The organism is Streptomyces sp. NPDC002403 (assembly GCF_053593015.1).
Genome location: NZ_JBSFBQ010000091.1, coordinates 1 through 21,199, shown reverse-complemented (window position 1 = coordinate 21,199; position 21,199 = coordinate 1). Strand labels below are relative to the sequence as shown.

The window sequence follows — 21,199 nt, the reverse complement described above, 5'->3', positions numbered from 1 at the left end:
CCGCGCCCGGGTGGACGAACGACCCGATGATCATGGCGACCAGGACGGCCAGGGCCAGCGCGGCGTCCAGCGCGAGGGGGCGGTCGAGCAGCCAGGTGCAGAGTTCCTCCGTCACAAGGGTGTGTCCCTCGTTGCGGGAAGCCAGCCTGAACTCGTCGAGCCCGCTGTCCTCCTCCGGGAGCGAGGAGATGTCCGCGTACAGCTCCTCGTCCGTGTCCGGATCGCGGATGTCGACCGCACTGACCGCCGGTACGAAGCAGTGCGACCGGATGCGTACGTCGGCCTTGAAGCCGAGGAACGGGTTCAGGGAGTTGAAGGCGTCGGCGAGGATGCCGAAGCCCTCCAGCGAGCCGCCGGGTGCGCCGTCGAGCGACGGGAGCCCGTTCGTACGGACCTCGTTGGTCTTCAGCGTCACCACCCGCAGCTTCGCGGAGAGTTCGTCGCGGCCCGGTGCCTGGGTGTAGAGCTTGGTCCCCAGGATCGACAGGCCCTTGCCCTCCAGGGCCAGTTCGCCCGCCCGCACATCGGTGCCGGTGCCGTCGGCCACCCCGTTGGCGACGCCGATCCGCCGGGGCTGCTGCGGCCACTCGCCGACGGCCGCCATCTCGGCCAGGAACGCGGCCCGTTCGTCGCTCTGGTCCGGTGCGTCGTCCCACTTCGCGATGTGCCGCCATAGCAGCTGGCGGGCGGCCGGGCTGTTGATCTGGTCGGAGAACCGGCTGTCGAGATCCTTGATGTAGTGCGCGAACGCCTGGAGCCCGACCGGGATCCAGGCGCCTCGGTGCGGGCTGTCGTACGAGAAGTACAGCGCCGTTCGATGGTCGATGCGATCGGTCTCCATCCTGGCCAGTGCATGCCGGGCGACGAGCCCGCCCATGCTGAACCCGCCGACGGCCAGCGGTGTGTCGCTCCCCTGCTCCGCGATCGCCCGCCTGATCGCTTCCTGCACGGTCCGGGAGTTGTCCAGAATCGACGCACTGCGCTCATGGAAGCCGAGAAGGACGACGTCGTGGCCACGGCGGCGCAGCTCGCTGATGAGCGCGTAGTCACCGAACTCCATGATCTGCCAGGAGAATTCCAGCTCGCTCGGTCCCGAGCCGAATCCGTCGGCGAGGATGACCGGCCGCACGAGACCGGTGTTCCCCTCGCCGTAGTAGACCCAGGCGGTGCCGCCGGGCAGGTCCCACACGGTGCTGGGCGGCAGCGGGAGGGATCCGGGCCGTTCGGCGTCCAGACGGGGACCGGGCGCCAGGGCGATGGGGGGCCTGTCGCGGAGCCCGGAAACGATCTGCTCGTGGGACGGTTCGGACATGGTTCGTTCCCCTTTGGGCCGGTTGATTACGATGCGCGCCAAGAGGAACACGCAACGTAGCGCCCAGGCGTGGGAAGTGGATCAAACCACCCCCAGGTGGGAGCCGCTTTCGGACACCGGCCTCACGAGCACCCGGTGCGGCGTGGTGTGACGGACCGTCGCGCCAACCCGGCCCGTACGTCGTTCATCCGCTCGCGTACGCCGGTCGACGGTACGGCTCCGTCGGGCCCGGAGGGCATGGTGACCGCTTCGCCCCGGCACGGCCTGCACCGGCCGCCGATCAGGGCCTCCGCGCTGCCCGGCGAGCGGCATTCGCTGCATTCGAGCGTGCGCAACACGGTGCGCCGTGGTGCCGGAGCGACTCGTTCGGGTGGCATCTTGTCGGCGAGCCGCCTGCGGACGAGGGCGGGTGGGTGGTGGATGGGAGTGGGGAGCCCGTCGGTGAGGGCGTGCAGCAGCTCCGCCTCGGTGGCCCCGCGCTCGAACCACTCGCCGACCTGCGGCTCCAGCGCCGCGCAGTCGGCCGCAGACAGCGTGAGCGCGGGCACGGTCCGGCCCAGCGCGGCGAGCAGTGCGAACGCGCGGGAACGGGTGGGGCGCCGGGGCTGCTCCGCCGGTACGTCGCCCCGGGTGAATGCCGCCCACCACTCGTCGTCCCGCGCGGTCCGGGAGAAGAACGTCCGGGTCACCCAGAGCAGCACCTCGTCGTTGGCGACACACTCGCTGCCGTGCCGCAGATGCCCGGCGCCCTGAAGGCGGTTGAGGGCGGTACGCAGCGCGCACTGCCCGTACGGGAGGTGCTTGGCGAGCGTCTTCACGGAGATGTCGGAGCCTTCGGGCAGCCGGTCGATGTACGCGGCGATGGATGCCTCGCGAGCCGGAAGGTGTGCGAAATCCCGGTCGTTGCGGGGGAGTTGCGAGGGTGCGGACCGTTTGCCGTACCCCGGATTGGCCATCGGGTGCGGGGTCGGCGGTGCGGGCGGGGATACGTGCGGCGTGCACGGGGCGGTACTAAGCTGGCCGACAGCCATCAGATCGCTCCTTGGTAGACGATCGAAGTGGTCAGGCCCCTGGTCTTGGTGTTCCAGCACCGGCAGGGGCCGTTCTGCGTCGCGGAGCGTCGCTCCGCATTCGGCACGCTAGAGCGTCGCCACCGTCGGTGGCAAGTCGGTCACGAAACGTCAACTCGCCGCTCGGGGTGGGTGGGTGGGAAGTGGCCCACCTCCCATTCCTCGGAAAGAGCGCTCGGACTTCGCGGCTTGAGCCCCGGGTGGAACATCCCTGGTGAGAGGGAGCGCGCGCTCAATCCCAACGCGCCGAGCGCGCTCCCGGTGCGCCGTTGCCGGCAGGGTGGATCGACTTCGAGGCCGGTCCGCCCGCACTGATTCCGTGTGCGTGCGAGCCCGAGGCCCTGGAAGGATCGGTTCATGTCCAACGATTCGTTATTGGTCAGGGCCCAAGGCCTCTGGCAGGAGCTGGCGTCGGCGCCGGTGTCGTTCGGGACGGCGGGTGAGGTCGGCGTCGTGGCCTCCCCTGATTCGAGGTTCTGCCCACCCGGGTGGGTGGGCATCGTGCTCCTGGGCGGAGCGGCCGTCGTGACCGCGCCGAGCGAGAAGTCCGCTGCCCGGATCCGTCAGGCCGTGGCCGGACTGCCTGCCGACAGGCTGACGGACCCGGAAGCGGTGGGGAAGGTTCTTCCGATCGGCGAGGTTCTCGGGCCCGCCGCACTCGCCTATGCAGAGGCCGAGGGCTTCCGGCCGGTGGCCCGCGCAGAGCTGCGTGTGGCGGAACTGCCGGCCGGCCATGCGGAGCTGAGGGCCCTGGAACAGGCCGCCGGGGCCCAGGACGCCGGGGAGGCATCCCTCGGCGAGATCACCTCACCCGCGTTCGTTCTGCGGGTCGACGGTGAGGTTGTCGCTGCTTCCGGATTTCGCCGATGGCCGCGTTCGACGGCTCACGTGAGCGTGCTGACCTTGCCCGCCTGGCGCGGGAAGGGCCTTGCCCGCGTGACCGGATCCGCCTCGGTCCGGCATGCGCTCGCGCAGGACCTTCTGCCGCAGTGGCGGGCCCGGACCCCCGCGTCGAGGAAGGCGGCGGTCGCGCTGGGGTTCAGCGAGCTCGGTTCCCAGCTCAGCATTGGGCCTGCCTGATCGGGACGGCCGGGCAGATGCTCTGCCGCTCTGCCGGTCACCGGCGGCCGGCAGAGGTGGTTCGACGGTCCGTGCCACGGTCCACCTCCTCCGCGCGTGCGACCCGGAGTGGATCACCATCTGCACCGGGCTCCGGGCGACCGGCATGTGCATCAAGGGCATCCGCCGCTACGCCGAACTCGTCGCGGCGGGCCGGGGCAACGAGGAGCAGCGACGGGACCTGCTCGAATCGCACCGTGATCAGGTGCTCGCCAGGATCGCCGAGCTCCAGGAGAACCTGGAGCTCATCGCCCACAAGGCCGACGTCCACCGGGGCAGACTCGCCGCCGGCGACGCCGACCAGCTGTGGGTACCCCGCCGCTCACCGGACGACCGCTGAGCCGACTCCGCCGGGCGGGGCGGGTCAGTCCCGGCGGGGGCCGATCACGGTGTTTCCGTCGTGGACGGTGATCGCCAGGGCCGGGCAGATGTCGGCGGCGTCCAGGATCCGTTCGTCCGGCTCGACCCCGTCGGCCCGGGCGCGGGCGCGCTCGCCGTCCAGGGCGAACACCTCGGGGACGGTCCCGGCGCACATGCCCGACCCCTGGCAGAGCCGGGTGTCGACGCGTACGTTCCAGGTCATGGCGGTCACCACTCCACCGGCATGACGCGCGGGCCGCGCACCAGCATCTCGGACTTCCAGGTCACATCGCCCGCCAGACGCAGCGTCGGGAAACGGGTGATGAGGGCGGACAACGCCTCCTGGAGTTCCAGCCGGGCCAGCGGGGCGCCCAGGCAGTGGTGGACCCCGTGGCCGAATCCGAGGTGCTGATTGCCCTCGCGGGCGATGTCGAGGACGCCCGGGGCGGTGAACCGCAGGGCGTCGCGGTTGGCCGCGCCCACGGCGACCAGGACCGGGCTGCCCGCCCGGACGAGGGTTCCGCCGACCTCGATGTCCTCGGTGGCGTAACGCGGCTGACCGGCGCCGCTGCCCAGGGGCACGAAGCGGAGCAGCTCCTCCACCGCGTTCGGGACCAGCCCGGGTTCGGCCCTCAGCCTGGCCAGCTGGTCCGGGTGGTCGAGGAGGGTGAGGACGAAGTTGGGGATCTGGGACGCGGTGGTCTCGTGCCCCGCCACCAGGATGCCCACGCACAGATCGACGAGTTCGAGCTCCGAGAGCCGGTCGCCGCCGTCGCGGGCCTCGATGAGCGCCGTCATCAGGTCGTCCCGGGGCGAGCGGCGGTGCTGTTCGATCAACCCGGCCATGTAGGCGCGCAGTTCCTCGCGGCTCGCCTCGAACTCCTCGGCGGTGAGGGAGCTGGTCGACAGCGCGTCGTCGCTCCATACGCGGAAGCGCGGCCGGTCCTCGGTGGGTACGCCCAGCATCCGGCAGATCACGGCGACCGGCAGCGGCAGCGCGAACAGGTCGACCAGGTCGGCGGGCGGCCCGGCGGTTTCCATCTCGTCGAGGAGGCCGGCGGTCAGTTCCCGCACCTGGGGGCGCAGCTTCTCGACCTGGCGGACGGTGAACGCCTTGGCGACCAGGGAGCGCAGCCGGGTGTGGTCCGGCGGGTCCATGCCGAGGATGCCCCCGTCGCGCTGCCCCTCGGACTGCCGGGGCTCGTCGTGCGAGGCGGCGGCGGCCCGGCTGAAGCGCTGGTCGCCGAGGACGAGCCGGGCGTCGGCGTAGCGGGTGGCGAGCCAGGCCGGTTCGCCGTACGGCATCTGGACCCGTAACAGGCCCGGCTGTTCCCGTACCCGCTCGTAGGCCTCGGCGAGCTGGAGCCCGTCCGGGGTGTTGAAGGGATACGCGAGGGGTGCGATGTCTGTGGTCGTCACTGCGGCCTCCCGGATGTAAGCAGCTGCTTACAACGGTAGGAGCGGGCTTCGCGGGCAGTCAACGACGCTTTACGGCCGTTATCCTGACGGGCCGTCCGAGAGGAATGCCGTCATGGAGCCCGTTGCCGTCACGCCGTCCGAAGAGCGCCGCAGGGACGCCGCTGCCACCCGCCGACGGCTGCTGGAGGCGGCCCGGGACCTGTTCGCGGAGCGGGGCTACGAGGGGGCGACGGTCCGGAGCATCGCGGCGCGGGCCGGGGTGAACCAGGCCCTGCTGTTCCGGTATTTCGGCTCGAAACGAGGTTTGCTGACGGAAGTCGTCGCGCTGGGCGGGCTGGAGCAGTTGCGGGCGACGCCGCCCGAGGAGCTCTTCGAGACCGCCCTGCGTTCGATGCTGACCCGTAGTGCGGAGGGGACGGAGGACCGTTCCCTGGAGGTCTATCTGCGTTCGGTCGGGCGGGGCGACGAGGCGGCCGGAACCTTGCGGGAGCTGGGGGAGGAGTACCAGAGCGTGCTGGCCGGGCTCTCCGGCGCCCCGGACGGTGTGCTCCGTGCGGATCTCGCCATGGCCTGGCTGCTGGGGATCGGCCTGATGCGGACGGTCGTCGCGCGCGAACCCCTGGCCGGCGCCGATCCTGACGATGTCTGCCGTCTCGTCCTCGGCACGCTCAGCCATCTGTGGGCGGAGGGAGCGGCGGAGGCGGGTGACGGCGGCGCGTAGCGGGCAGCGCGGACGCGGCCGGGTCCGGGACCTGAGGCCCGGACCCGGCCGCATCGGAGAGTTGCCGCGCACTCAGCGGTTGTTGCGTTCGAAGGTGGCGAAGGCCGCCTCCTGACGCCACTCGGTCGCCGCCTTCGGGTTGCCGGCGAGGTAGCGGGCACAGCGCGTGCTCGGGTGGTCGGTGCCCGGCCGGTCGCCCAGACAGGCGGCGACCGGACGGTAGCCGGACGCGGCGGAACCGGTGGCCCACAGGCTGCGGCCGGTGCGGAACGCGTACTCCAGCGAGGCGCGGGCCAGGTCCTTCAGCTCGACGTAGCGGAGACCGTAGGTCCTGGCCGCGTACTGGTACTCGTGGCTGATGTCGATGCGGGAGACACCCGGGTCGTCGGTGGCCGGCACGATCGGGACGCCGTAGCGGCGGTAGGCGTTGAACGGGTGCTCGTCGCCCGCGATGCCGAGGATCTGCTTGTTGCTGGAGAACGGCACCTCGACGGCCACCTTGCGCTGCGCCATCGTCCGGGCCAGCTGCCGCCAGTCGTTCTCGTGGACCAGGTCCACGCCGTGGCCGATGCGCTCGGCTCCGGCGACGAGCACGGCCTCGCGGATGTGGAAGGTCAGGTCCTCGGGCTTGACCAGGCCGGGCGCCAGCTCACCGGCGTGCAGGGTGAGGTGGGAGTCCGGGTACTGGCCGCGCAGGTACTTCAGCATCCGCATCTGGAGGCTGTAGTTGACCAGCGCGCTCTCGCCGTCCTCGGGCTGTACGAGGTTGACGGCGACGAACCTCGGGTCGCGCTCGGCCAGTCGCATGCCGACCGCCATCTGCGTGAACACCCGTACCGGCGAACTGCCCCGGGACACCTGGGAGATCCACCTGACGGGAAGCCGGCAGCCCGGGTCGGGGCGGTGCGTGTCGCAGTGCGCGGCCTCCCGGAACTGCACATCGGTGTCGTCGGCCTCCTTGACCGCCTCGTCCACCACCCGGTCCAGCTGTCCACCGGCCACGAGCTTGCGGTGGAGGGCGGCCGGGTCGGCGTCGTAACCCACCTTGTCGGCGAGCTTCTTGCTGCTGTCCGACGCCGGGGTGACCAGGGTCTCCAGATAGAACTGGTTCTGCTCGACCACGGTGTCGGCCACGTCGGCGAGCATCTTGCCGCGGGTGTACGCGGTGGCCAGGCCGAACTTGCCGAAGGTGTCGAAGAAGTGGTCGTGCCCGGACCGGTCGGCCGGGAAGTCCTGCATGGACCAGGCCCGGACGATCCGCTGCCGGAACGCCGCGTCGTGCTGCGCGTCGATCGCGGGCCTGGTGCCCGGCCCGCACGGCGGCGCCACGGCCGTGTCCGTCGCGTCGATGCACAGCCCGTTCTCGCCCGCGAGCTTGATCAGGTACTCGGTGGTGACCGCACCTGACAGGTGGTTGTGGAGGTCGCCGCCCTTGGGCAGCGCCTTGAAGAAGGCCTTCAGCTGCGCCGGCCTGCCCTGCAGCGAGTCGAGGCGCGCGGAGGTCCTGGCCTCGGCGGGAGTGACGGGACGGGACGGCGCATGGGCGGCTGGCCGGGACGCCGGCTCCTTCGCGGGGGCGGCGGCGGCCGGGATCGCCGGAAGCAGAGTCAGTACGGCGAGCGCGCCGAACCCGGCCGTGCGCAGCGACTTGGGACGGCGTGCCGTCCGGAATGTTGAGATCACCGCCGAATGATGGCGTTCGCGGGGGCCATTCCTCACTCGAACCGTATGTATGGCCTGGAACCTCCACTCGTTCGAGCGATGTCCGCCCTTCCTTCTCCCCGGTTCGCGGGTGGGTGTCGCCCACCGGTACGTGCGGCGGGCGGGTGGACGCGGCGGCGGTCGCGGAGGCCGGGCGTTCTTGAAGTCGATCACCTTGCATGACAACTCCCTGTGACAGATGTGCGGTTGTTGGTTCTGCGCCTCTTCCTGGTCGGCGGCGCGTTGGACACGCTGGGTATGCATTGTCATTACTCAGCGTGGAAAGGGATGAGCCATGACGATCAAGGAACGGCACAGGACGGTGGAGAGCAGAGTGCGGGCAGCGGAGGATGCGGTGGCACGGCTGAAGGACGGATTCTCGGGTGTGGGGATCACGTTGCCGTCGTTGCGGATCGACCCGGTGTCCTGTGCGGGGAGCGACCCGGTGTCGCCGCTGGTCGACCTCGGCCGGTGCAACCTCGACACGGCGTTGCGGCTGAGCGTGGTGCTGGAGACGCAGGGGCAGGCCGGCCATGACGGGTGAGGGGCGTGAGCCGTGTGCTCCGGAACCGGGCTCGTTCGCGGTGGACACCCGGGACGGGCGGGTGGGGCGCGTGATGGGGAGCGTCGGGCCGTATGTGCAACTGCGGGCCCCGGGTGGCGGGGCGGAGTGGGAATGCCCGCCGGAGTGGGTGCGCCCGGCCCCACTGGGGGAGGTGCTGCGGGCCCGGGTCCGGGAGGTCAACAGGGAGGGGAGGCTGCCGTGAAGGCGTCGGGGCGCCGGGGGTGACCTGGCGTCTGGCGCAGGGAAGGGCGACGCCCCGGTCGGGTGCCGCCCTTCGATCGGGCCGATGAGGTCCGGTCGACGCTGTTCGGGGAGCAAGGACTTCGCGTACGGGCCTCGAAGTCCAGGGGCAGCGGACGAGGCCGGGCAGGAAGGGGCCGCCGGCCTCGTCGAGGCGATCCCGACGACGACGTGGGGGCCCGTCGGGCGTCGCGCCGCACATCAGGGCCCTGGTGTGCCGTGTCCCGCGCTCCCGGAGCCGCTGGAGCGCAGTCAGGAAAATTTCAGGGAGCCCCTGCCAGCGTGCCGTTCCATGACAACCGACATGACGGACACCTACGCGTCCGGCGGGCGCACGCGGGCGCGCCAGATGCTGAACAAGGTCCCGGAAGTGACCCTCTACTTCTGGGTGATCAAGGTGCTGTGCACCACCGTGGGCGAGACCGCGGCCGATCTGCTCAATGACAATCTCGGCATGGGGCTGACCAACACCTCGTACCTGATGAGTGCGCTGCTGGTCGTCACCCTGGTCTTCCAGTTCCGGGCGCGCTCCTACGTGCCGGGGCTGTACTGGCTGTCCGTGGTGCTGATCAGCGTGGTCGGCACGCTGATCAGCGACAACCTGACCGACAACCTCGGCGTCCCGCTCCAGACCACGACGGTGGTGTTCGCGGTGGCGCTCGCCGTCACGTTCTTCGCCTGGTACGCGAGCGAGCGGACGCTGTCGATCCACTCGATCCGGACGACGCGGCGCGAGGCGTTCTACTGGCTGGCGATCCTGTTCACGTTCGCCCTGGGCACGTCCGCCGGCGACCTGACGGCGGAGAAGCTGAACCTGGGGTACTGGCTCTCCGCGATCGTGTTCGCGGCGCTGATCGCGGCCGTCGCACTCGCTCACCGCACGCTCGACTTCGACGCGGTGTGGTCGTTCTGGATCGCGTACGTGCTGACCCGGCCGCTCGGTGCCTCGCTGGGGGACTATCTGTCGCAGCCCACCGCGGACGGTGGTCTCGGACTGGGCACGGTCGGCACCAGCGTCCTGTTCCTCGTCGTCATCCTCGGCCTCGTCGTCTTTCTGACCCGGACCCGGCGCGATGTGGCGCAGGACGACTCCCCGAAGGCGGCCGGCGCGCGGTAGGTCAGCCAGTGGGAAGGGTGACCACGAAGCGTGCGCCGGGGGCGGTGGGGTCCAGCGTGATGTCGCCGCCCGCGGCCCTGGCCAGTCGGCGGGCCAGGGCCAGACCGAGTCCCGCGCCGTCGTGTCCGTCCTCGGGGTGGGCACGGCGGCCGGGTTCGAAGAGCGAGGCCACGAAGTCCGGCGGAATGCCGGGGCCGTCGTCGGACACGTACAGCGTGATCCCGCCCGCGCCCGGTGCGCAGGCGAGGGTGACCGACCGGGTCGCGTAGCGGCGGGCGTTGTCCAGGAGCGGTGTGAGGATGCGTTCGACGACGTCCTGCGAGACGCCGATGGTCACCTCCCGCGTGCCGTCCGCCGTGACGGTCACGGGCGGGGCGTCGGGGAACTGGAACGCGTTGCGCCGTGCCAGGCGGTGCGCGATGTCGGGGAAGCGGGAGCGTCCGGGGGCGTGCGCGTTGCGGGTGCGTACCTCCGAGAGCAGCGAGTCGCAGATCTGCTGCATGGTCGAGGCGGCGTCCGCGATGGCCGTCAGGGAGGTCTCCTGCTGTTCGGCGGTGCGCGGCCGTGCGCCGAGCCACTCGGTTTCGGCGGTGATCCTGGCGAGCGGGGTGCGCAGTTCGTGGGACAGCTCGGCGGCCTGCTGCTGCTCGTGGCGCAGGACCGCGGCCAGCCGGTCCAGCAGTGCGTCCAGGCTGGCGGCGAACGTGGCGAGTTCGGCGGGCCTGCCTTCGGCGCCGAACCGTTCCGGGGCGCCCGCGGCGCTCCACCGGGTGGCCTGCTCGCTCATCGCGGTCACGGGGCGCAGCGCCCGTCGTACGACGAGGCGGGTCAGGAGAAAGATGGTGGCGAGCAGGAGCACGGCCAGGGCGATCGAACCGATCAGCGCGGTGTCCGCGGTGCTGCGGTAGGGGTCGAGGCTCACGGAGCTGACGACGGTACCTGCCTGGACGGGTGGGTGTCCCTGCCGGGCGGGGGTGTCGAGGGGGAAGGCGTACAGCCGCCACGCGCCGGGACTCCCGGTGTCACCGAAGACCTCGCGCCGGCCGGCGAGCCGGGCCGCCCGCGCCTCCGTTCCGGCGGGTGCGGTGGGGGGTTTCTCGATGACCTCGCCGCCCTGGAAGATCCAGACTCCGGCGTCCAGGGCCCGGTCCTCGGCCGGTTCCCGGACGACGAGCCGGCCGTCCGGGCGCACGTCCACGGTCGCTGCCACGGCCTCGGCGCGGGTGCGCAGGACGTCGTCGGCCTGGCCGTGCAGCCGCTTGTCGAGGGCGAGGTTGAAGACGATGGTCAGGACGCCGATCCACAGCGCGCCGGTGGCGAGGGCCATCAGGGCGAGACGGCCGCGGAGGGTCCGGGGGGTGAGGCGGCGGTTCATGGGGACTCAGCCGAAGCGGTAGCCGACGCCCCGGACCGTGCCGATGCCCCGGGGGCTGTCCGACTCGCGGAGCTTGCGGCGCAGCCGGGTCAGGTACTGGTCGAGGGTGTTGTCGCTGACCTGCGCCCCTTCCGGCCATCCCGCCCGCAGCAGCGTCCGGCGACGTACCACGGAGCCGGGGTCCGCCATCAGACAGGCCAGCAGACGGAACTCGGTCGGGGTCAGGGCCACGGGGCGGCCGTGGACCGTCAGCTCGTGCCGTACCGGGTTCAGCCGCATCGTGCCCGCGCTGTCGGCGAGGGTGCTGCCGCGGTGCCCGGCACGGTTCAGGACCGCGCGGACGCGGGCCGCGAGTTCGCTGAGGTGGAACGGCTTGACCAGGTAGTCGTCGCCGCCGGAGGCGAAGCCGGAGAGCCGGTCGGTGAGATCGCCGTGGGCCGTCAGGAAGATCACCGGAACCGTGAACCCCGCACCGCGCATCGCCTGGCACACATCCCGCCCGTCCGAGTCCGGCAGCCCCACATCGAGCACGACCGCGTGCACCGACCCGTCGACCGTCTTCAGGGCGGTGGCGCCGTCGGCGGCGGTCACGACGTCGAAGTCCTCGTCGCGCAGGCCACGGGCCAGGACGTCGCGCAGGCCGTGGTCGTCCTCGACGACAAGAATGCGTGCTGCGGTCACCGGGCCAGTATTGCGCGGCCGGGGCGCCGCATGCGCGGGTGCGACGTTCCTCACGGGCGGGTTCCCGGTCCGCGCGGACATGGGCGAGGGCGGCACCCGGTGTCGGGTGCCGCCCTCGCCCAGGTCCGCGCGGACCGGGGTCAGACCCCGGCCGGTTCCTTCGTAGGGCTGTCGGGGCCGGTCGTCGGGGATGCCGGGCCGCCTGCTGCCGCGACCGTCGATTCGGCCGGTTCCTGCGAGACGTCGAACTCCGCCAGCAGGTCCTTGCCGAAGCCGAAGAAGTACGTCGCGAGGAACCCGGTGAGGTAGCCGACCAGCAGGCCGCCCGCGTAGATCGCGGCCGTGGTGCCCAGGCCGTGGTTGCCGTCGAGGAGGGGGAACAGGGCCCAGCCGGACGGGCCGATGGCCGTGGAGCCGACCTTGTCGCCGAGCTGGTTGAACAGGCCGATGAATCCGCCGCCGAACGCGCCGCCCACGCACGCCGTGATGAACGGACGGCCGAGCGGGAGGCTGACACCGTAGATCAGGGGCTCGCCGACGCCCAGCAGACCGGCCGGGAGGGCGGACCTGATGGTGCGGCGGATCGACTCGTTGCGCGGGAGGCGGAAGTAGACCGCCACGGCCGCGCCGACCTGGCCGGCGCCCGCCATCGCGAGGATCGGGAGCAGCACGGTGTAGCCCTGCTGCTCGATGAGGGTGGTGTGGATCGGGATGAGCGCCTGGTGCAGGCCCAGCATCACCAGGGGCAGGAAGAGGCCGCCGAGCACGAAGCCCGCGCCCGCGCCGCCGTTGGAGAGCAGCCAGTCGGCGAACGTGCCGATGGCGGTGGAGACCTCACCGGCCACGTACATCAGGCCGAAGATCGTCACCAGGCCGGAGACCAGGACCGTGAGCGTCGGGGTGACCAGTACGTCGAGGGCCTCGGGCACCCGGCGCCGGCACCACTTCTCCACGTGCACCGCGAGCACCGCCGCGCCGAGCGCGCCCAGCACACCGCCCTGCCCGGGGGAGAGCTTCTGGCCGAACGCCTCGATGTTCGCGACCCCGGGGAAGACGATGATCGCGGCGACCGCACCGCCCAGGACCGGCGTACCGCCGAACTCCTTCGCCGTGTTGTAGCCGACGAACACGGCGATCAGCGCCATGAAGCCGGACGCCATCGCGGCCAGGGCGGGGGTGACCGAGGTCAGCCAGCCCAGGTTCACCAGCAGGCCGTTGAGGCCGGCGATGATGCCGCAGCCGATGAGCGCGGGGATCAGCGGGACGAAGATGTTCGCGATCCTGCGCAGGAACAGCTTGAACGGGGTGGCGTTCTTCGCCTTCCGCGCCGCCTTCATCGCGGCCCCCTGGGCCGCCAGTTCGTCGGCCGGGGCGGAGGGTGCGGCTTCGCCCGGTTCGGGGCTTGCCGCCCGGCCCTCCTCGACCAGCTGCTCGAACTCCGGCGTGACCCGGGCGACGGTGCCGGGGCCGAGGACGATCTGGTACGTGTCGTCCTCGACCACGCCCATGACGGCGGGGACCGCCTTCAGGGCCTCGTCGTCGACGAGCGAGCGGTCGTGCAGACCCAGCCGGAGCCGGGTCATGCAGTGGGCGATGGAGCTGACGTTCGCTGCGCCACCGACGAGCGGAAGGATCGCGGCGGCGGTGGCGCGGTTCTTGTCTTCTGTTGCCATGGTGCTTGGGCCTTGCTGTGCGGGGGGTGCGGGGGTGGAGCCGGTGGGTCAGGTGGTGCGGGGGGCGGCGGCGAGGGCGGCGCGGAGGTGGCCGCCGGACGCGGTCAGCAGGGTGGCGGCGGTGGGGCCGTCGACCTGGCCGAGGATGGTGAGGATGGCGTTCTTCACCTCGCCGTCGGTCGCGGCGAGCGCGGCCTCGATCTCCTCGTCGGACGCCCCGGTGGCGAGCGAGACGATCCGGCGGGAGCGGGCCCGCAGCTTCTCGTTGGAGGCGCGGACGTCGACCATCAGATTCCCGTACGTCTTGCCGAGCCGGATCATCGTGATCGTAGAGATCATGTTGAGGACGAGCTTCTGGGCCGTGCCCGCCTTGAGCCGGGTGGAGCCGGTGAGCAGCTCCGGTCCGACGACGACCTCGATGCCGTGCTCCGCCGCGGCGCCCAGCGCGGAGTCCGCGTTGCACGACAGCCCGATGGTCAGCGCGCCCTTGCGGCGGGCGTGCTCGACGGCGCCGATCGCGTACGGCGTACGGCCGGAGGCGGAGATGCCGACCACGGTGTCGTCGGCGGTGAGCTCCAGCGCGTCGAGGTCGGCGGCGGCCAGCTCCTTGCTGTCCTCGGCGCCCTCGACGGCCTTGACCATGGCGGTCGGGCCGCCCGCGATCAGGCCGATGACCTCGGAGGGATCGGTGTTGAAGGTGGGCGGGCACTCGCTGGCGTCGAGCACACCGAGCCGGCCGGCGGTGCCCGCGCCCGCGTAGATCAGCCGGCCGCCGCGGGCCATGCGCTCCGCGGTCCCGTCGATGGCGGCGGCTATCTCGGGCAGCCGGGCGCCGACGGCGGCCGGGACGGACTGGTCCTCGCCGTTCATGATGCGGGCGATCTCGAGCGTGCCGAGCCGGTCGATCTCGGCGAGCTCGGGCCGGAACGCCTCGGTGGTGAGCGTCGCGAGCTGGGCGCGCAGTTCGCCGTAGCCGTCGGAGGCGGAGGGGTCGGCGTCGGTGGTGGAGGTCATGGAGGGCGGCTCTGCTTTCTCGGTCTCGTACGGTTCAGCGGGTGCGGGGGGTTCGCGGATCGGTGGGCCGGTCAGCGCGGGCGTGGGGTGTGGCGGTGGGCCAGCGCTTCGTAGGAGGCGGCGAGGGCCGGTGCGGCGGTCTCGTACGTGCGCTGCGCGACGCCTATGAACAGGCAGTCGACGACGAGGAGCTGGCTCGTACGGCTCGACATGGCGGCGGGCCGCAGCTCGCTCTCCCGGGCGGTGGACGTGGTCAGTACGTGGTCGGCGTACTGCGTGACGGGGCCGTCGGGGCGGCCGGTGATCGCGATGGTCGTCGCGCCGCGGTCGAAGGCGACCCGCAGCGGCTCCATGACGTCGACCGTGGAGCCGGAGTGCGTGATCGCGATGGCCACGTCGCCGGAGCGGAGCTGCACGGCGTTGGTCACCGCGAGGTGCGGGTCCGTGTGGGAGTGCGCGATCAGGCCGATGCGGGCCAGCTTCTGCGCGAGGTCCTGGCCGACCAGGGAGGACGCGCCCACGCCGTAGATGTCGATCCGGCGGGCCGTGGCGGCGGCGGCCACGGCGGCACCGAGCTGGACGGTGTCGAGCCCCGCGGCCGTGTCGGCGAGGGTCTGCTGCTCGTCGTAGGCCAGCTTGGCGACCACGTCGGCGATCGGGTCGTCGACCGCTATGTCGGCGGTGACGGAGGGGGCCCGGCCGGACTGCTGGTGCGCCGCGAGCCCGGCGAGGGCCAGGCGCAGATCGCGGTAGCCGGGGTAGCCGAGGAGGCGGGCGGTGCGGACGACGGTCGCCTCGCTGGTGCCGGTGAGCTCGGCGAGACCGGTGACCGTGAGGGCTGCGCAGCCGGCCGGGTCACCGGCCACGGCCTCGGCGACGCGCTGCATGGAACGGGTCATCGAAGGCGCGAGCGTGCGCACCTTGGCCGCGAGGGCCGCCGGGGCGGGCGGGGAATCAGCGCTGAAACTTTCCTTCAGGTGATGGGTCACCTTTGAAAGATATTTTCAACCGTGTTGCCCGTCAACCCCCCCTTTGGCCCCCGCTTCCCCGGCGCCCCGGTCCCCGGATCCCGGACCGCTGCCTCCGGGGCCTTGGACAGTGCGGAAAGGGGTGCGGCGGGCGCGCGAGGCGGGTTCGCGGCCGGGGTGACAATGGGCCCATGGAGATGAACCCCCTGGAACAGGCGTTGCATACGGCCCGCGCGCTGGTCATGGCCGATCTTGCCGCAGGTGACGTCGCCGAGGCCGGGATCGTCTCGCTGGTCGAGGACGCGGTGACGCACCGGCGCTGGTGGGTCGAGCAGTGGCCGGACGGTGCCGCGTTCGTGGTCGGACTCGTCGCCCAGGACGTGCAGGACGCACTGCTCGAACGGTACGGGCGCTGGCCGCTGTGCCCGGTCTGTGACGCGGGCGACCCGCACGCCCTCGACGTCGAACCCGAACTGGGCCCCGACCCGCACTGGGTGTGCACCAAGGCCGCGGTGGCCGTGGCGCCGGTCGGTTCGCTGAGCGGGATACTGCGACGGTGACCGTCTACATCGACCCGCCCGAGTGGCCGGGGCACGGGCGGCTCTGGTCGCACCTGGTCAGCGATGTCTCCTTCGAGGAGCTGCACGCCTTCGCGGCGTCCATCGGCTGCCCGCCGCGCGCCTTCGAGCGGGACCACTACGACGTGCCGGAGACGCACTACGCGGACGCGGTGCGGGCCGGGGCCCGGCAGATCGGCTCGAAGGAGCTCGTCCGCCGGATCACCCAGGCGGGGCTGCGCCGGCCCAAGGGGCGGCCCGCACCGGGCTGAGACCGCTCAGGCGGTCGTCGAGGGCGCGCACGCCGCGGCCGCGTCCTGCGACGCGGCGGCCGGGGCGCCCGTCACCAGCCGGGACGAGCCGCGGCCGCGCTGGAGCCGCAGCGAGAACACCACGGCCACCAGCGCCAGTACCGTCATCGCCGCGCCGGCCCACGCGGTCGCCACGAAACCGAAGTCCGCGTCGATCACCGTGCCGCCCAGCCACGGGCCGCCCGTGTTGCCCAGGTTGAACGCGGCCGTCGTCGTCGCGCCGGCCAGCGTCGGGGCGGCGCCCGCGACATTGAACATCCGGGCGTTCAGCGCCGGGGCCGTGTAGAACGCCGACAGGCCCAGCAGGAACGAGAGCCCGACCGCCGCGACCTGGTTCGAAGCGAACAGCGCCAGCGCGACCAGGAAGACCGTCGAGGCGGCGATACCGCTCATCAGCACCCCGAAGAGATGCGCGTCCGCGACCCGGCCGCCGATCGTCGTACCGACCAGCGCACCGATCCCGAAGAGCGCGAGCACCGTCGGCACCCAGCCCGAGTCCAGTCCGGCGACATCCGTCAGCAGCGGGGCGAGATAGCTGAACGCGCAGAAGACACCGCCCGCGGCGAGCGCCGTGATCACGATCGACAGCCACACCTGCCGGTCCCGGTAGATGCTCATCTCCTTCTTGAGCCGCGGCTTCTGCTCCGGCAGCGGAATGCGCGGAATCAGCGTCGTCACCCCGACCAGTGCCACGGCGGACGCCGCGCCCACGGCCCAGAACGCCGACCGCCAGCCGAGGTTCTCACCGAGGAACGCCCCCAGGGGCACGCCCAGCACATTGGCGATCGACAGACCGCCGATCATCACGGCCATCGCGCGGGCCCGCGCGTTCACCGGCACCATCGCGATGGCGACCGCCGCCCCCACCGCCCAGAACCCGGCGCAGGCGAACGCGCTCACCACCCGGGACGCGAAGAGCACCTCGTACGTCGGGGCCAGCGCGCCCGCGACCTGACCGAGGCCGAAGACGGAGATCAGGGCGATCAGCGTGGTGCGGCGCGGCAGCCGGAGCGTCGCCACGGCGAGCAGCGGGGCGCCGATCACCATGCCGATCGCGAAGGCGGATATGAGGAGTCCGGCACGCGGGATCGACACGTTCATGTCGTCGGCGATGGGCGGCAACAGCCCGGAGAGCATGAATTCGCTGGTTCCCAGGGCGAAGACCGAGAGACCCAGGATGTACACGGCCAGGGGCATGCGGGAGGAACGAACGGCAGAGTCGGGCATGACAGCTGCCAACAGCATTCACGGCCCCGGCATTCCCCCGCAGCCGCGGGTCAGTGGCCGAGCAGCTCCAGTTCGGTCAGCAGATTCCTCCGCGCCCGCGGCTCCCAGTGCTCCGCCCCGTGCGGCGTACGGAACAGCCTCGGCAGTGCGAGCAGCTGGCGCAGCACCGTGGCCCGCCCCTCCCGGAACGCGTCGTCGGGCACGAAGCCGTACTCCTCGCGCACCTGCGCCGCGTACGCCGCGTACTGCCCCGGGGCCGCCGCGAGAACGGCCAGATCCGCGTCGCAGAGCACCTCGCCGTCGGCATCGCCGTCCGCCGGGTCGTGGGTGATCGTCAGCCGCACCAGACGGGCCACCTCGGCCGTGACACCGTCCGGCACCCCGGCCTCCGGCAGGGCGCGCTCGGCCAGCGCGGCGCTGCGCTCCTCGTTCTCGGACCGGTCCGGCCGGTACACCGCGTCGTGGAACCAGGCGGCGAGGCGTACCGCGTCCGGGTCGGCCGCGTACCCGGCGAGCGTGTCGATGTGATCGAGCACCGCGACCAGGTGCGCGGTCGTGTGGTACCGCCGCTGCGGCTCGGCCCAGCGCGCCAGCAGGTCGGCCGCGTACGGCGCCGGATCGGGCCCGTCGGCCCCGCTCCGGGCGGCGACCAGGCAGTCGTGCCAGCGGCGGTGCAGGAGTCCGTCGTCCGCGCTGCCGGGATGGGCCTGAGCCGTGTCGTCCATGCTCCGAGGTTAGAGGGTGGGGCCGGTCGTCGCGGGGCACGGGGCCGAAGGCCCGCGCTAACGTGCGCCCGTGACGAATCTGACGAACCTGCCGGGCCGGGCGGACGGGCCGGGGCCGGTGGACGGGCCGGGTCCGGTCGTGGCCATGGACCTCAACGCGGACCTCGGCGAGGGCTTCGGGCGCTGGACCCTCACCGATGACGAAGCGCTGCTCGCGTCCGTGACCAGCGCCAATGTGGCGTGCGGCTTCCACGCGGGGGACGCCTCGGTGATGCGGCGGGTCTGCGAGACCGCGGCGGCCCGGGGCGTACGCATCGGCGCACAGGTCTCGTACCACGACCTGGCGGGCTTCGGACGCCGCGCCATGGACGTACCGGCCGCCGAACTCGCCGCCGAAGTCGCCTACCAGATCGGTGCGTTGCGGGTGTTCGCGGAGGCGGCCGGGTCCCGGGTCTCGTACGTCAAACCGCACGGCGCGCTCTACAACCGCACGGTCAGCGACGACGAGCAGGCCGCCGCCGTGATCGAGGGCGTCCGGCTGGCGGGCGGGGACCTGGCGGTCCTCGGGCTGCCCGGCTCCCGGCTGCTCGCACGGGCCGGGGAAGCGGGCCTGGCCGCCGTCGCGGAGGCCTTCGCCGACCGCGCGTACACCTCGCAGGGCACGCTGGTGCCGCGCGGCGAGCCCGGCGCGGTGGTGCACGACGCGGACGAGGTCGTACGCCGCGGCGTCGGCTTCGCGGTGGACCGGTGCGTGACCGGGGCCGACGGCGCCCGGACCCCCGTCGTGGCGCGGTCGTTGTGCGTCCACGGCGACACCCCCGGAGCGGCGGCGCTCGCCCGACGGGTACGGGCCGCGCTGGAAGAGGCGGGCGTCGCGGTCCGGGCGTTCGCATGAGTGCGGGGCACCTCACCGGCCCGCCGCCGGTCGTGCTGCCCGCCGGATCGCGGGCGCTCCTGGTCGAGCTGGGCAGCCGGGAGGACACGGAGGCCTTCCACGCGGAGGTGCTGCGGCGCCGCGCGGCGGGCGGACTGCCGGACGTGCGCGAGATCGTGCCCGGTGAGCGGACGGTGCTGCTCGACGGCATCGCGCGGGGCGGCGCCGTGCTCGCCGAGGAACTGCGGTCCTGGCCCGTACCACCGCCGCGGCGCGACACGGGGGAGGCGGTGGAGCTTCCGGTCGTCTACGACGGACCGGACCTGGCCGATGTCGCCGACGCCTGGGGGGTGAGCGCCGCCGAGGTGTCCCGCATCCACGCCGGAACCGAATTCCGGGTCGCCTTCTGCGGGTTCGCCCCGGGCTTCGGCTACCTGACCGGCCTGCCGGACCACCTCCATCTGCCCCGTCGGGCCGCACCGCGCACCCGGGTCCCGGCGGGCGCGGTGGCGCTGGCCGGCCCGTACACCGGGGTGTACCCGCGCCCGTCCCCCGGCGGCTGGCAGCTCATCGGCCGGATGCCGGACCCCGGCCCGCTGTGGGACCCGCACCGCGAACCGGCCGCACTGCTGGGGCCGGGCGCGCGCGTGCGGTTCGTGGCGGTGGGGCGGTGACGGGGGCGGTCGAGGTGGTCAGGGCCGGGGCCCTGACCACCGTGCAGGACGAGGGCCGGTCCGGTCTGGCGCACCTGGGGGTCGGACGGGCGGGAGCCCTCGACGCACCGGCCGCCCGGCTCGCCAACCGGCTGGCCGGCAACCCGGTCGCCGCGGCGGTCCTGGAGACCACCGCCACCGGCTGCGCGGTCCGCCCGGACCGCGCGGTGCGCGTGGTCGTCGGCGGGGCGCCCTGCCGGGTGACGGTGGACGGACGGCCGGTGGCGTGGGGCGCGGCGGTGCGCGTACCGGCGGGCGCGGTGCTGGACGCGGGGCCGGCGGCGTACGGCCTGCGCGGCTACCTGGCGTTCGCGGGCGGCCTGACGCCCGAGCCGGTGCTCGGCAGCAGGTCCGCGGACCTGCTCTCCGGGCTCGGCCCGGCGCCCCTGCGCGACGGGGACGTACTGCCGCTGGGCCCCGGGCCGTCGGGCCCCGAGGGCCCCGACGCCGTGCCCTGGCCGGGCATCCCCGCCGAACTGGTGCTCCCGCTGAGCCTCGGCCCCCGCCACGCCTGGTTCACCGAGGAGGCGCTGCGCACGCTCACCACGGCCGTGTACCGCGTCTCGCCGGACAGCAACCGGATCGGCCTGCGCACCCTGGGCCCGGTCCTGACCCGCGCCCGCGAGGGCGAGCTGCCCAGCGAGGGGATGGTGCTCGGCGCGGTCCAGGTGCCGCCGCAGGGGCAGCCGGTGGTCTTCCTCAACGACCATCCGACGACCGGGGGTTACCCGGTCGTCGGTGTCGTGCACGAAACCGCACTCGCGGGCGCGGCACAGGCGGTGCCGGGAACCCGGGTGCGGTTCGTGCGGGCGGGGTGAGGGCCGGGTCCTACGCCGCCGCCCTGAACCCCCGCAGCCGCAGCGAGTTGCCGACCACGAAGACCGAGGAGAACGCCATCGCGGCGCCCGCGATCATCGGGTTGAGCAGCCCGGCCGCGGCGAGCGGCAGAGCGGCCACGTTGTAGGCGAAGGCCCAGAACAGGTTCGTACGGATGGTGCCGAGGGTCTTGCGCGACAGCCGGATGGCGTCCGCGGCGGCCCGCAGGTCCCCGCGCACCAGCGTCAGGTCACCGGCCTCGATCGCGGCGTCCGTGCCGGTCCCCATCGCCAGGCCCAGATCGGCCTGGGCGAGGGCAGCGGCGTCGTTGACCCCGTCACCGACCATGGCGACCGAACGGCCCTCGGCCTGGAGCTTCTTGACGACGTCGACCTTGTCCTCGGGCATGACCTCCGCGTACACCTCCTCGATCCCGACCTCGGCCGCGACCGACTCGGCCACCGCCCGGTTGTCGCCGGTCAGCAGGATCGGGGTGAGGCCCAGGGCCCGCAGCCGCTCGATGGCCTCGGCGCTGGTGTCCTTCACCGCGTCGGCGACTTCGAGCACGGCTCGTGCCTGGCCGTCCCAGGCGACGGTGATGGCGGTCCGGCCGGCGGCCTCCGCCGCGGCCTTGTGCCGGG

Annotated in this window: 24 protein-coding genes; 11 read left to right on the top strand and 13 right to left on the bottom strand. The window is 72.7% G+C overall.

Going from position 1 to position 21,199, the window contains the following annotated elements:
- The coding region (locus tag ACWCPY_RS41040; protein WP_451273981.1) for an esterase/lipase family protein at positions 1–1,312 on the bottom strand (1,312 nt) is incomplete at its 3' end.
- A 122-nt stretch (positions 1,313–1,434) separates the two neighbouring features.
- A complete protein-coding gene (locus ACWCPY_RS41035; RefSeq protein ID WP_451273979.1) occupies positions 1,435–2,268 on the bottom strand; it encodes a hypothetical protein in 834 nt (277 codons plus the stop codon).
- A gap of 471 nt (positions 2,269–2,739) precedes the next feature.
- Here ACWCPY_RS41035 and ACWCPY_RS41030 point away from each other — a divergent pair, with 471 nt between their 5' ends.
- Positions 2,740–3,462 (top strand): GNAT family N-acetyltransferase, encoded by a 723-nt coding sequence (locus ACWCPY_RS41030; protein ID WP_451273977.1) that lies wholly within the window; start codon positions 2,740–2,742, stop codon positions 3,460–3,462.
- 145 nt (positions 3,463–3,607) lie between these two features.
- On the top strand, positions 3,608–3,841 hold the full coding sequence (locus tag ACWCPY_RS41025; protein WP_451273975.1) for a hypothetical protein: 234 nt from the start codon (positions 3,608–3,610) through the stop codon (positions 3,839–3,841).
- Between the two features lie 24 nt (positions 3,842–3,865).
- Here the strand turns inward: ACWCPY_RS41025 and ACWCPY_RS41020 are convergent, their stop codons facing one another.
- Positions 3,866–4,084 (bottom strand): ferredoxin, encoded by a 219-nt coding sequence (locus ACWCPY_RS41020; protein ID WP_451273973.1) that lies wholly within the window; start codon positions 4,082–4,084, stop codon positions 3,866–3,868.
- A 5-nt stretch (positions 4,085–4,089) separates the two neighbouring features.
- A complete protein-coding gene (locus ACWCPY_RS41015; RefSeq protein ID WP_451273971.1) occupies positions 4,090–5,280 on the bottom strand; it encodes a cytochrome P450 in 1,191 nt (396 codons plus the stop codon).
- Between the two features lie 112 nt (positions 5,281–5,392).
- Between ACWCPY_RS41015 and ACWCPY_RS41010 the strand changes: the two genes are divergently transcribed.
- Positions 5,393–6,001 carry a TetR/AcrR family transcriptional regulator gene (locus ACWCPY_RS41010; protein WP_451273970.1) on the top strand — a complete coding sequence of 203 codons (609 nt, stop codon included), beginning with the start codon at positions 5,393–5,395 and terminating at the stop codon, positions 5,999–6,001.
- A gap of 72 nt (positions 6,002–6,073) precedes the next feature.
- Here the strand turns inward: ACWCPY_RS41010 and ACWCPY_RS41005 are convergent, their stop codons facing one another.
- A complete protein-coding gene (locus ACWCPY_RS41005) occupies positions 6,074–7,684 on the bottom strand; it encodes an adenosine deaminase family protein (RefSeq protein ID WP_451273968.1) in 1,611 nt (536 codons plus the stop codon).
- A 313-nt stretch (positions 7,685–7,997) separates the two neighbouring features.
- On the opposite strand from ACWCPY_RS41005, the gene ACWCPY_RS41000 reads away from it, so the two are divergent.
- The 3 genes from ACWCPY_RS41000 (at position 7,998) to ACWCPY_RS40990 (ending at position 9,624) form a co-directional block, all read left to right on the top strand.
- Positions 7,998–8,246, top strand: a complete 249-nt coding sequence (locus tag ACWCPY_RS41000; protein WP_451273966.1) for a hypothetical protein — start codon at positions 7,998–8,000, stop codon at positions 8,244–8,246.
- Positions 8,236–8,469: a hypothetical protein gene (locus tag ACWCPY_RS40995; protein ID WP_451273964.1), complete on the top strand. Its 234-nt coding sequence runs from the start codon at positions 8,236–8,238 to the stop codon at positions 8,467–8,469. The genes ACWCPY_RS41000 and ACWCPY_RS40995 overlap by 11 nt, the downstream gene beginning before the upstream one ends.
- A gap of 330 nt (positions 8,470–8,799) precedes the next feature.
- Positions 8,800–9,624: a COG4705 family protein gene (locus ACWCPY_RS40990; protein ID WP_451273962.1), complete on the top strand. Its 825-nt coding sequence runs from the start codon at positions 8,800–8,802 to the stop codon at positions 9,622–9,624.
- Between the two features lies 1 nt (position 9,625).
- Here the strand turns inward: ACWCPY_RS40990 and ACWCPY_RS40985 are convergent, their stop codons facing one another.
- From ACWCPY_RS40985 to ACWCPY_RS40965, 5 genes are all read right to left on the bottom strand, one after another.
- The gene (locus ACWCPY_RS40985) at positions 9,626–10,999 is read right to left on the bottom strand and encodes an ATP-binding protein (protein WP_451273960.1); all 1,374 of its coding nucleotides are present in this window, start codon (positions 10,997–10,999) and stop codon (positions 9,626–9,628) included.
- 6 nt (positions 11,000–11,005) lie between these two features.
- The gene (locus tag ACWCPY_RS40980) at positions 11,006–11,680 is read right to left on the bottom strand and encodes a response regulator transcription factor (RefSeq protein ID WP_451273958.1); all 675 of its coding nucleotides are present in this window, start codon (positions 11,678–11,680) and stop codon (positions 11,006–11,008) included.
- Between the two features lie 140 nt (positions 11,681–11,820).
- Positions 11,821–13,353, bottom strand: coding sequence for a PTS transporter subunit EIIC (locus tag ACWCPY_RS40975; RefSeq protein ID WP_451273956.1), 1,533 nt, complete (start codon positions 13,351–13,353; stop codon positions 11,821–11,823).
- A 48-nt stretch (positions 13,354–13,401) separates the two neighbouring features.
- A complete protein-coding gene (gene murQ / locus ACWCPY_RS40970) occupies positions 13,402–14,367 on the bottom strand; it encodes an N-acetylmuramic acid 6-phosphate etherase (protein WP_451273954.1) in 966 nt (321 codons plus the stop codon).
- A 71-nt stretch (positions 14,368–14,438) separates the two neighbouring features.
- Positions 14,439–15,356 carry a MurR/RpiR family transcriptional regulator gene (locus ACWCPY_RS40965; protein ID WP_451273952.1) on the bottom strand — a complete coding sequence of 306 codons (918 nt, stop codon included), beginning with the start codon at positions 15,354–15,356 and terminating at the stop codon, positions 14,439–14,441.
- 170 nt (positions 15,357–15,526) lie between these two features.
- Between ACWCPY_RS40965 and ACWCPY_RS40960 the strand changes: the two genes are divergently transcribed.
- Both ACWCPY_RS40960 and ACWCPY_RS40955 read left to right on the top strand, forming a co-directional pair.
- Positions 15,527–15,895 (top strand): hypothetical protein, encoded by a 369-nt coding sequence (locus ACWCPY_RS40960; RefSeq protein ID WP_072487914.1) that lies wholly within the window; start codon positions 15,527–15,529, stop codon positions 15,893–15,895.
- A complete protein-coding gene (locus ACWCPY_RS40955; protein WP_451273949.1) occupies positions 15,892–16,164 on the top strand; it encodes a DUF4031 domain-containing protein in 273 nt (90 codons plus the stop codon). The genes ACWCPY_RS40960 and ACWCPY_RS40955 overlap by 4 nt, the downstream gene beginning before the upstream one ends.
- A gap of 6 nt (positions 16,165–16,170) precedes the next feature.
- Here the strand turns inward: ACWCPY_RS40955 and ACWCPY_RS40950 are convergent, their stop codons facing one another.
- Both ACWCPY_RS40950 and ACWCPY_RS40945 read right to left on the bottom strand, forming a co-directional pair.
- Positions 16,171–17,400: a Cmx/CmrA family chloramphenicol efflux MFS transporter gene (locus ACWCPY_RS40950; RefSeq protein ID WP_451273947.1), complete on the bottom strand. Its 1,230-nt coding sequence runs from the start codon at positions 17,398–17,400 to the stop codon at positions 16,171–16,173.
- Between the two features lie 80 nt (positions 17,401–17,480).
- Positions 17,481–18,155, bottom strand: coding sequence for an HD domain-containing protein (locus tag ACWCPY_RS40945; RefSeq protein WP_451273945.1), 675 nt, complete (start codon positions 18,153–18,155; stop codon positions 17,481–17,483).
- Between the two features lie 145 nt (positions 18,156–18,300).
- Here ACWCPY_RS40945 and ACWCPY_RS40940 point away from each other — a divergent pair, with 145 nt between their 5' ends.
- From ACWCPY_RS40940 to ACWCPY_RS40930, 3 genes are read left to right on the top strand one after another with little or no spacing between them, the layout of a single operon-like run.
- The gene (locus ACWCPY_RS40940; protein WP_451273983.1) at positions 18,301–19,050 is read left to right on the top strand and encodes a LamB/YcsF family protein; all 750 of its coding nucleotides are present in this window, start codon (positions 18,301–18,303) and stop codon (positions 19,048–19,050) included.
- Positions 19,047–19,703 carry a 5-oxoprolinase subunit B family protein gene (locus tag ACWCPY_RS40935; protein ID WP_451273944.1) on the top strand — a complete coding sequence of 219 codons (657 nt, stop codon included), beginning with the start codon at positions 19,047–19,049 and terminating at the stop codon, positions 19,701–19,703. The genes ACWCPY_RS40940 and ACWCPY_RS40935 overlap by 4 nt, the downstream gene beginning before the upstream one ends.
- Entirely contained in the window at positions 19,700–20,560 is an 861-nt protein-coding gene (locus tag ACWCPY_RS40930; RefSeq protein WP_451273942.1) for a 5-oxoprolinase subunit C family protein, read from the top strand. Before ACWCPY_RS40935 ends, ACWCPY_RS40930 begins: the two co-directional genes overlap by 4 nt.
- Positions 20,561–20,570: 10 nt before the next feature.
- On the opposite strand, the gene ACWCPY_RS40925 is transcribed toward ACWCPY_RS40930, so the two are convergent.
- Positions 20,571–21,199: HAD-IC family P-type ATPase (locus tag ACWCPY_RS40925; protein WP_451273940.1), on the bottom strand; the 629-nt coding region annotated here is incomplete at its 5' end.

Excerpts from the sequence above, each read along its gene's own strand:
- ACWCPY_RS41030 (WP_451273977.1), top strand. The coding sequence starts at position 2,740 with ATGTCCAACGATTCGTTATTGGTCAGGGCCCAAGGCCTCTGGCAGGAG.
- ACWCPY_RS40945 (WP_451273945.1), bottom strand. The coding sequence starts at position 18,155 with ATGGACGACACGGCTCAGGCCCATCCCGGCAGCGCGGACGACGGACTC.
- ACWCPY_RS40995 (WP_451273964.1), top strand. The coding sequence starts at position 8,236 with ATGACGGGTGAGGGGCGTGAGCCGTGTGCTCCGGAACCGGGCTCGTTC.
- ACWCPY_RS40950 (WP_451273947.1), bottom strand. The coding sequence starts at position 17,400 with ATGCCCCTGGCCGTGTACATCCTGGGTCTCTCGGTCTTCGCCCTGGGA.
- ACWCPY_RS40960 (WP_072487914.1), top strand. The coding sequence starts at position 15,527 with ATGGAGATGAACCCCCTGGAACAGGCGTTGCATACGGCCCGCGCGCTG.
- ACWCPY_RS40935 (WP_451273944.1), top strand. The coding sequence starts at position 19,047 with ATGAGTGCGGGGCACCTCACCGGCCCGCCGCCGGTCGTGCTGCCCGCC.
- ACWCPY_RS41000 (WP_451273966.1), top strand. The coding sequence starts at position 7,998 with ATGACGATCAAGGAACGGCACAGGACGGTGGAGAGCAGAGTGCGGGCA.
- ACWCPY_RS40975 (WP_451273956.1), bottom strand. The coding sequence starts at position 13,353 with ATGGCAACAGAAGACAAGAACCGCGCCACCGCCGCCGCGATCCTTCCG.
- ACWCPY_RS40940 (WP_451273983.1), top strand. The coding sequence starts at position 18,301 with ATGGACCTCAACGCGGACCTCGGCGAGGGCTTCGGGCGCTGGACCCTC.
- murQ (WP_451273954.1), bottom strand. The coding sequence starts at position 14,367 with ATGACCTCCACCACCGACGCCGACCCCTCCGCCTCCGACGGCTACGGC.
- ACWCPY_RS41010 (WP_451273970.1), top strand. The coding sequence starts at position 5,393 with ATGGAGCCCGTTGCCGTCACGCCGTCCGAAGAGCGCCGCAGGGACGCC.
- ACWCPY_RS40985 (WP_451273960.1), bottom strand. The coding sequence starts at position 10,999 with ATGAACCGCCGCCTCACCCCCCGGACCCTCCGCGGCCGTCTCGCCCTG.
- ACWCPY_RS41020 (WP_451273973.1), bottom strand. The coding sequence starts at position 4,084 with ATGACCTGGAACGTACGCGTCGACACCCGGCTCTGCCAGGGGTCGGGC.
- ACWCPY_RS41025 (WP_451273975.1), top strand. The coding sequence starts at position 3,608 with ATGTGCATCAAGGGCATCCGCCGCTACGCCGAACTCGTCGCGGCGGGC.
- ACWCPY_RS41035 (WP_451273979.1), bottom strand. The coding sequence starts at position 2,268 with ATGGCCAATCCGGGGTACGGCAAACGGTCCGCACCCTCGCAACTCCCC.
- ACWCPY_RS40990 (WP_451273962.1), top strand. The coding sequence starts at position 8,800 with ATGACAACCGACATGACGGACACCTACGCGTCCGGCGGGCGCACGCGG.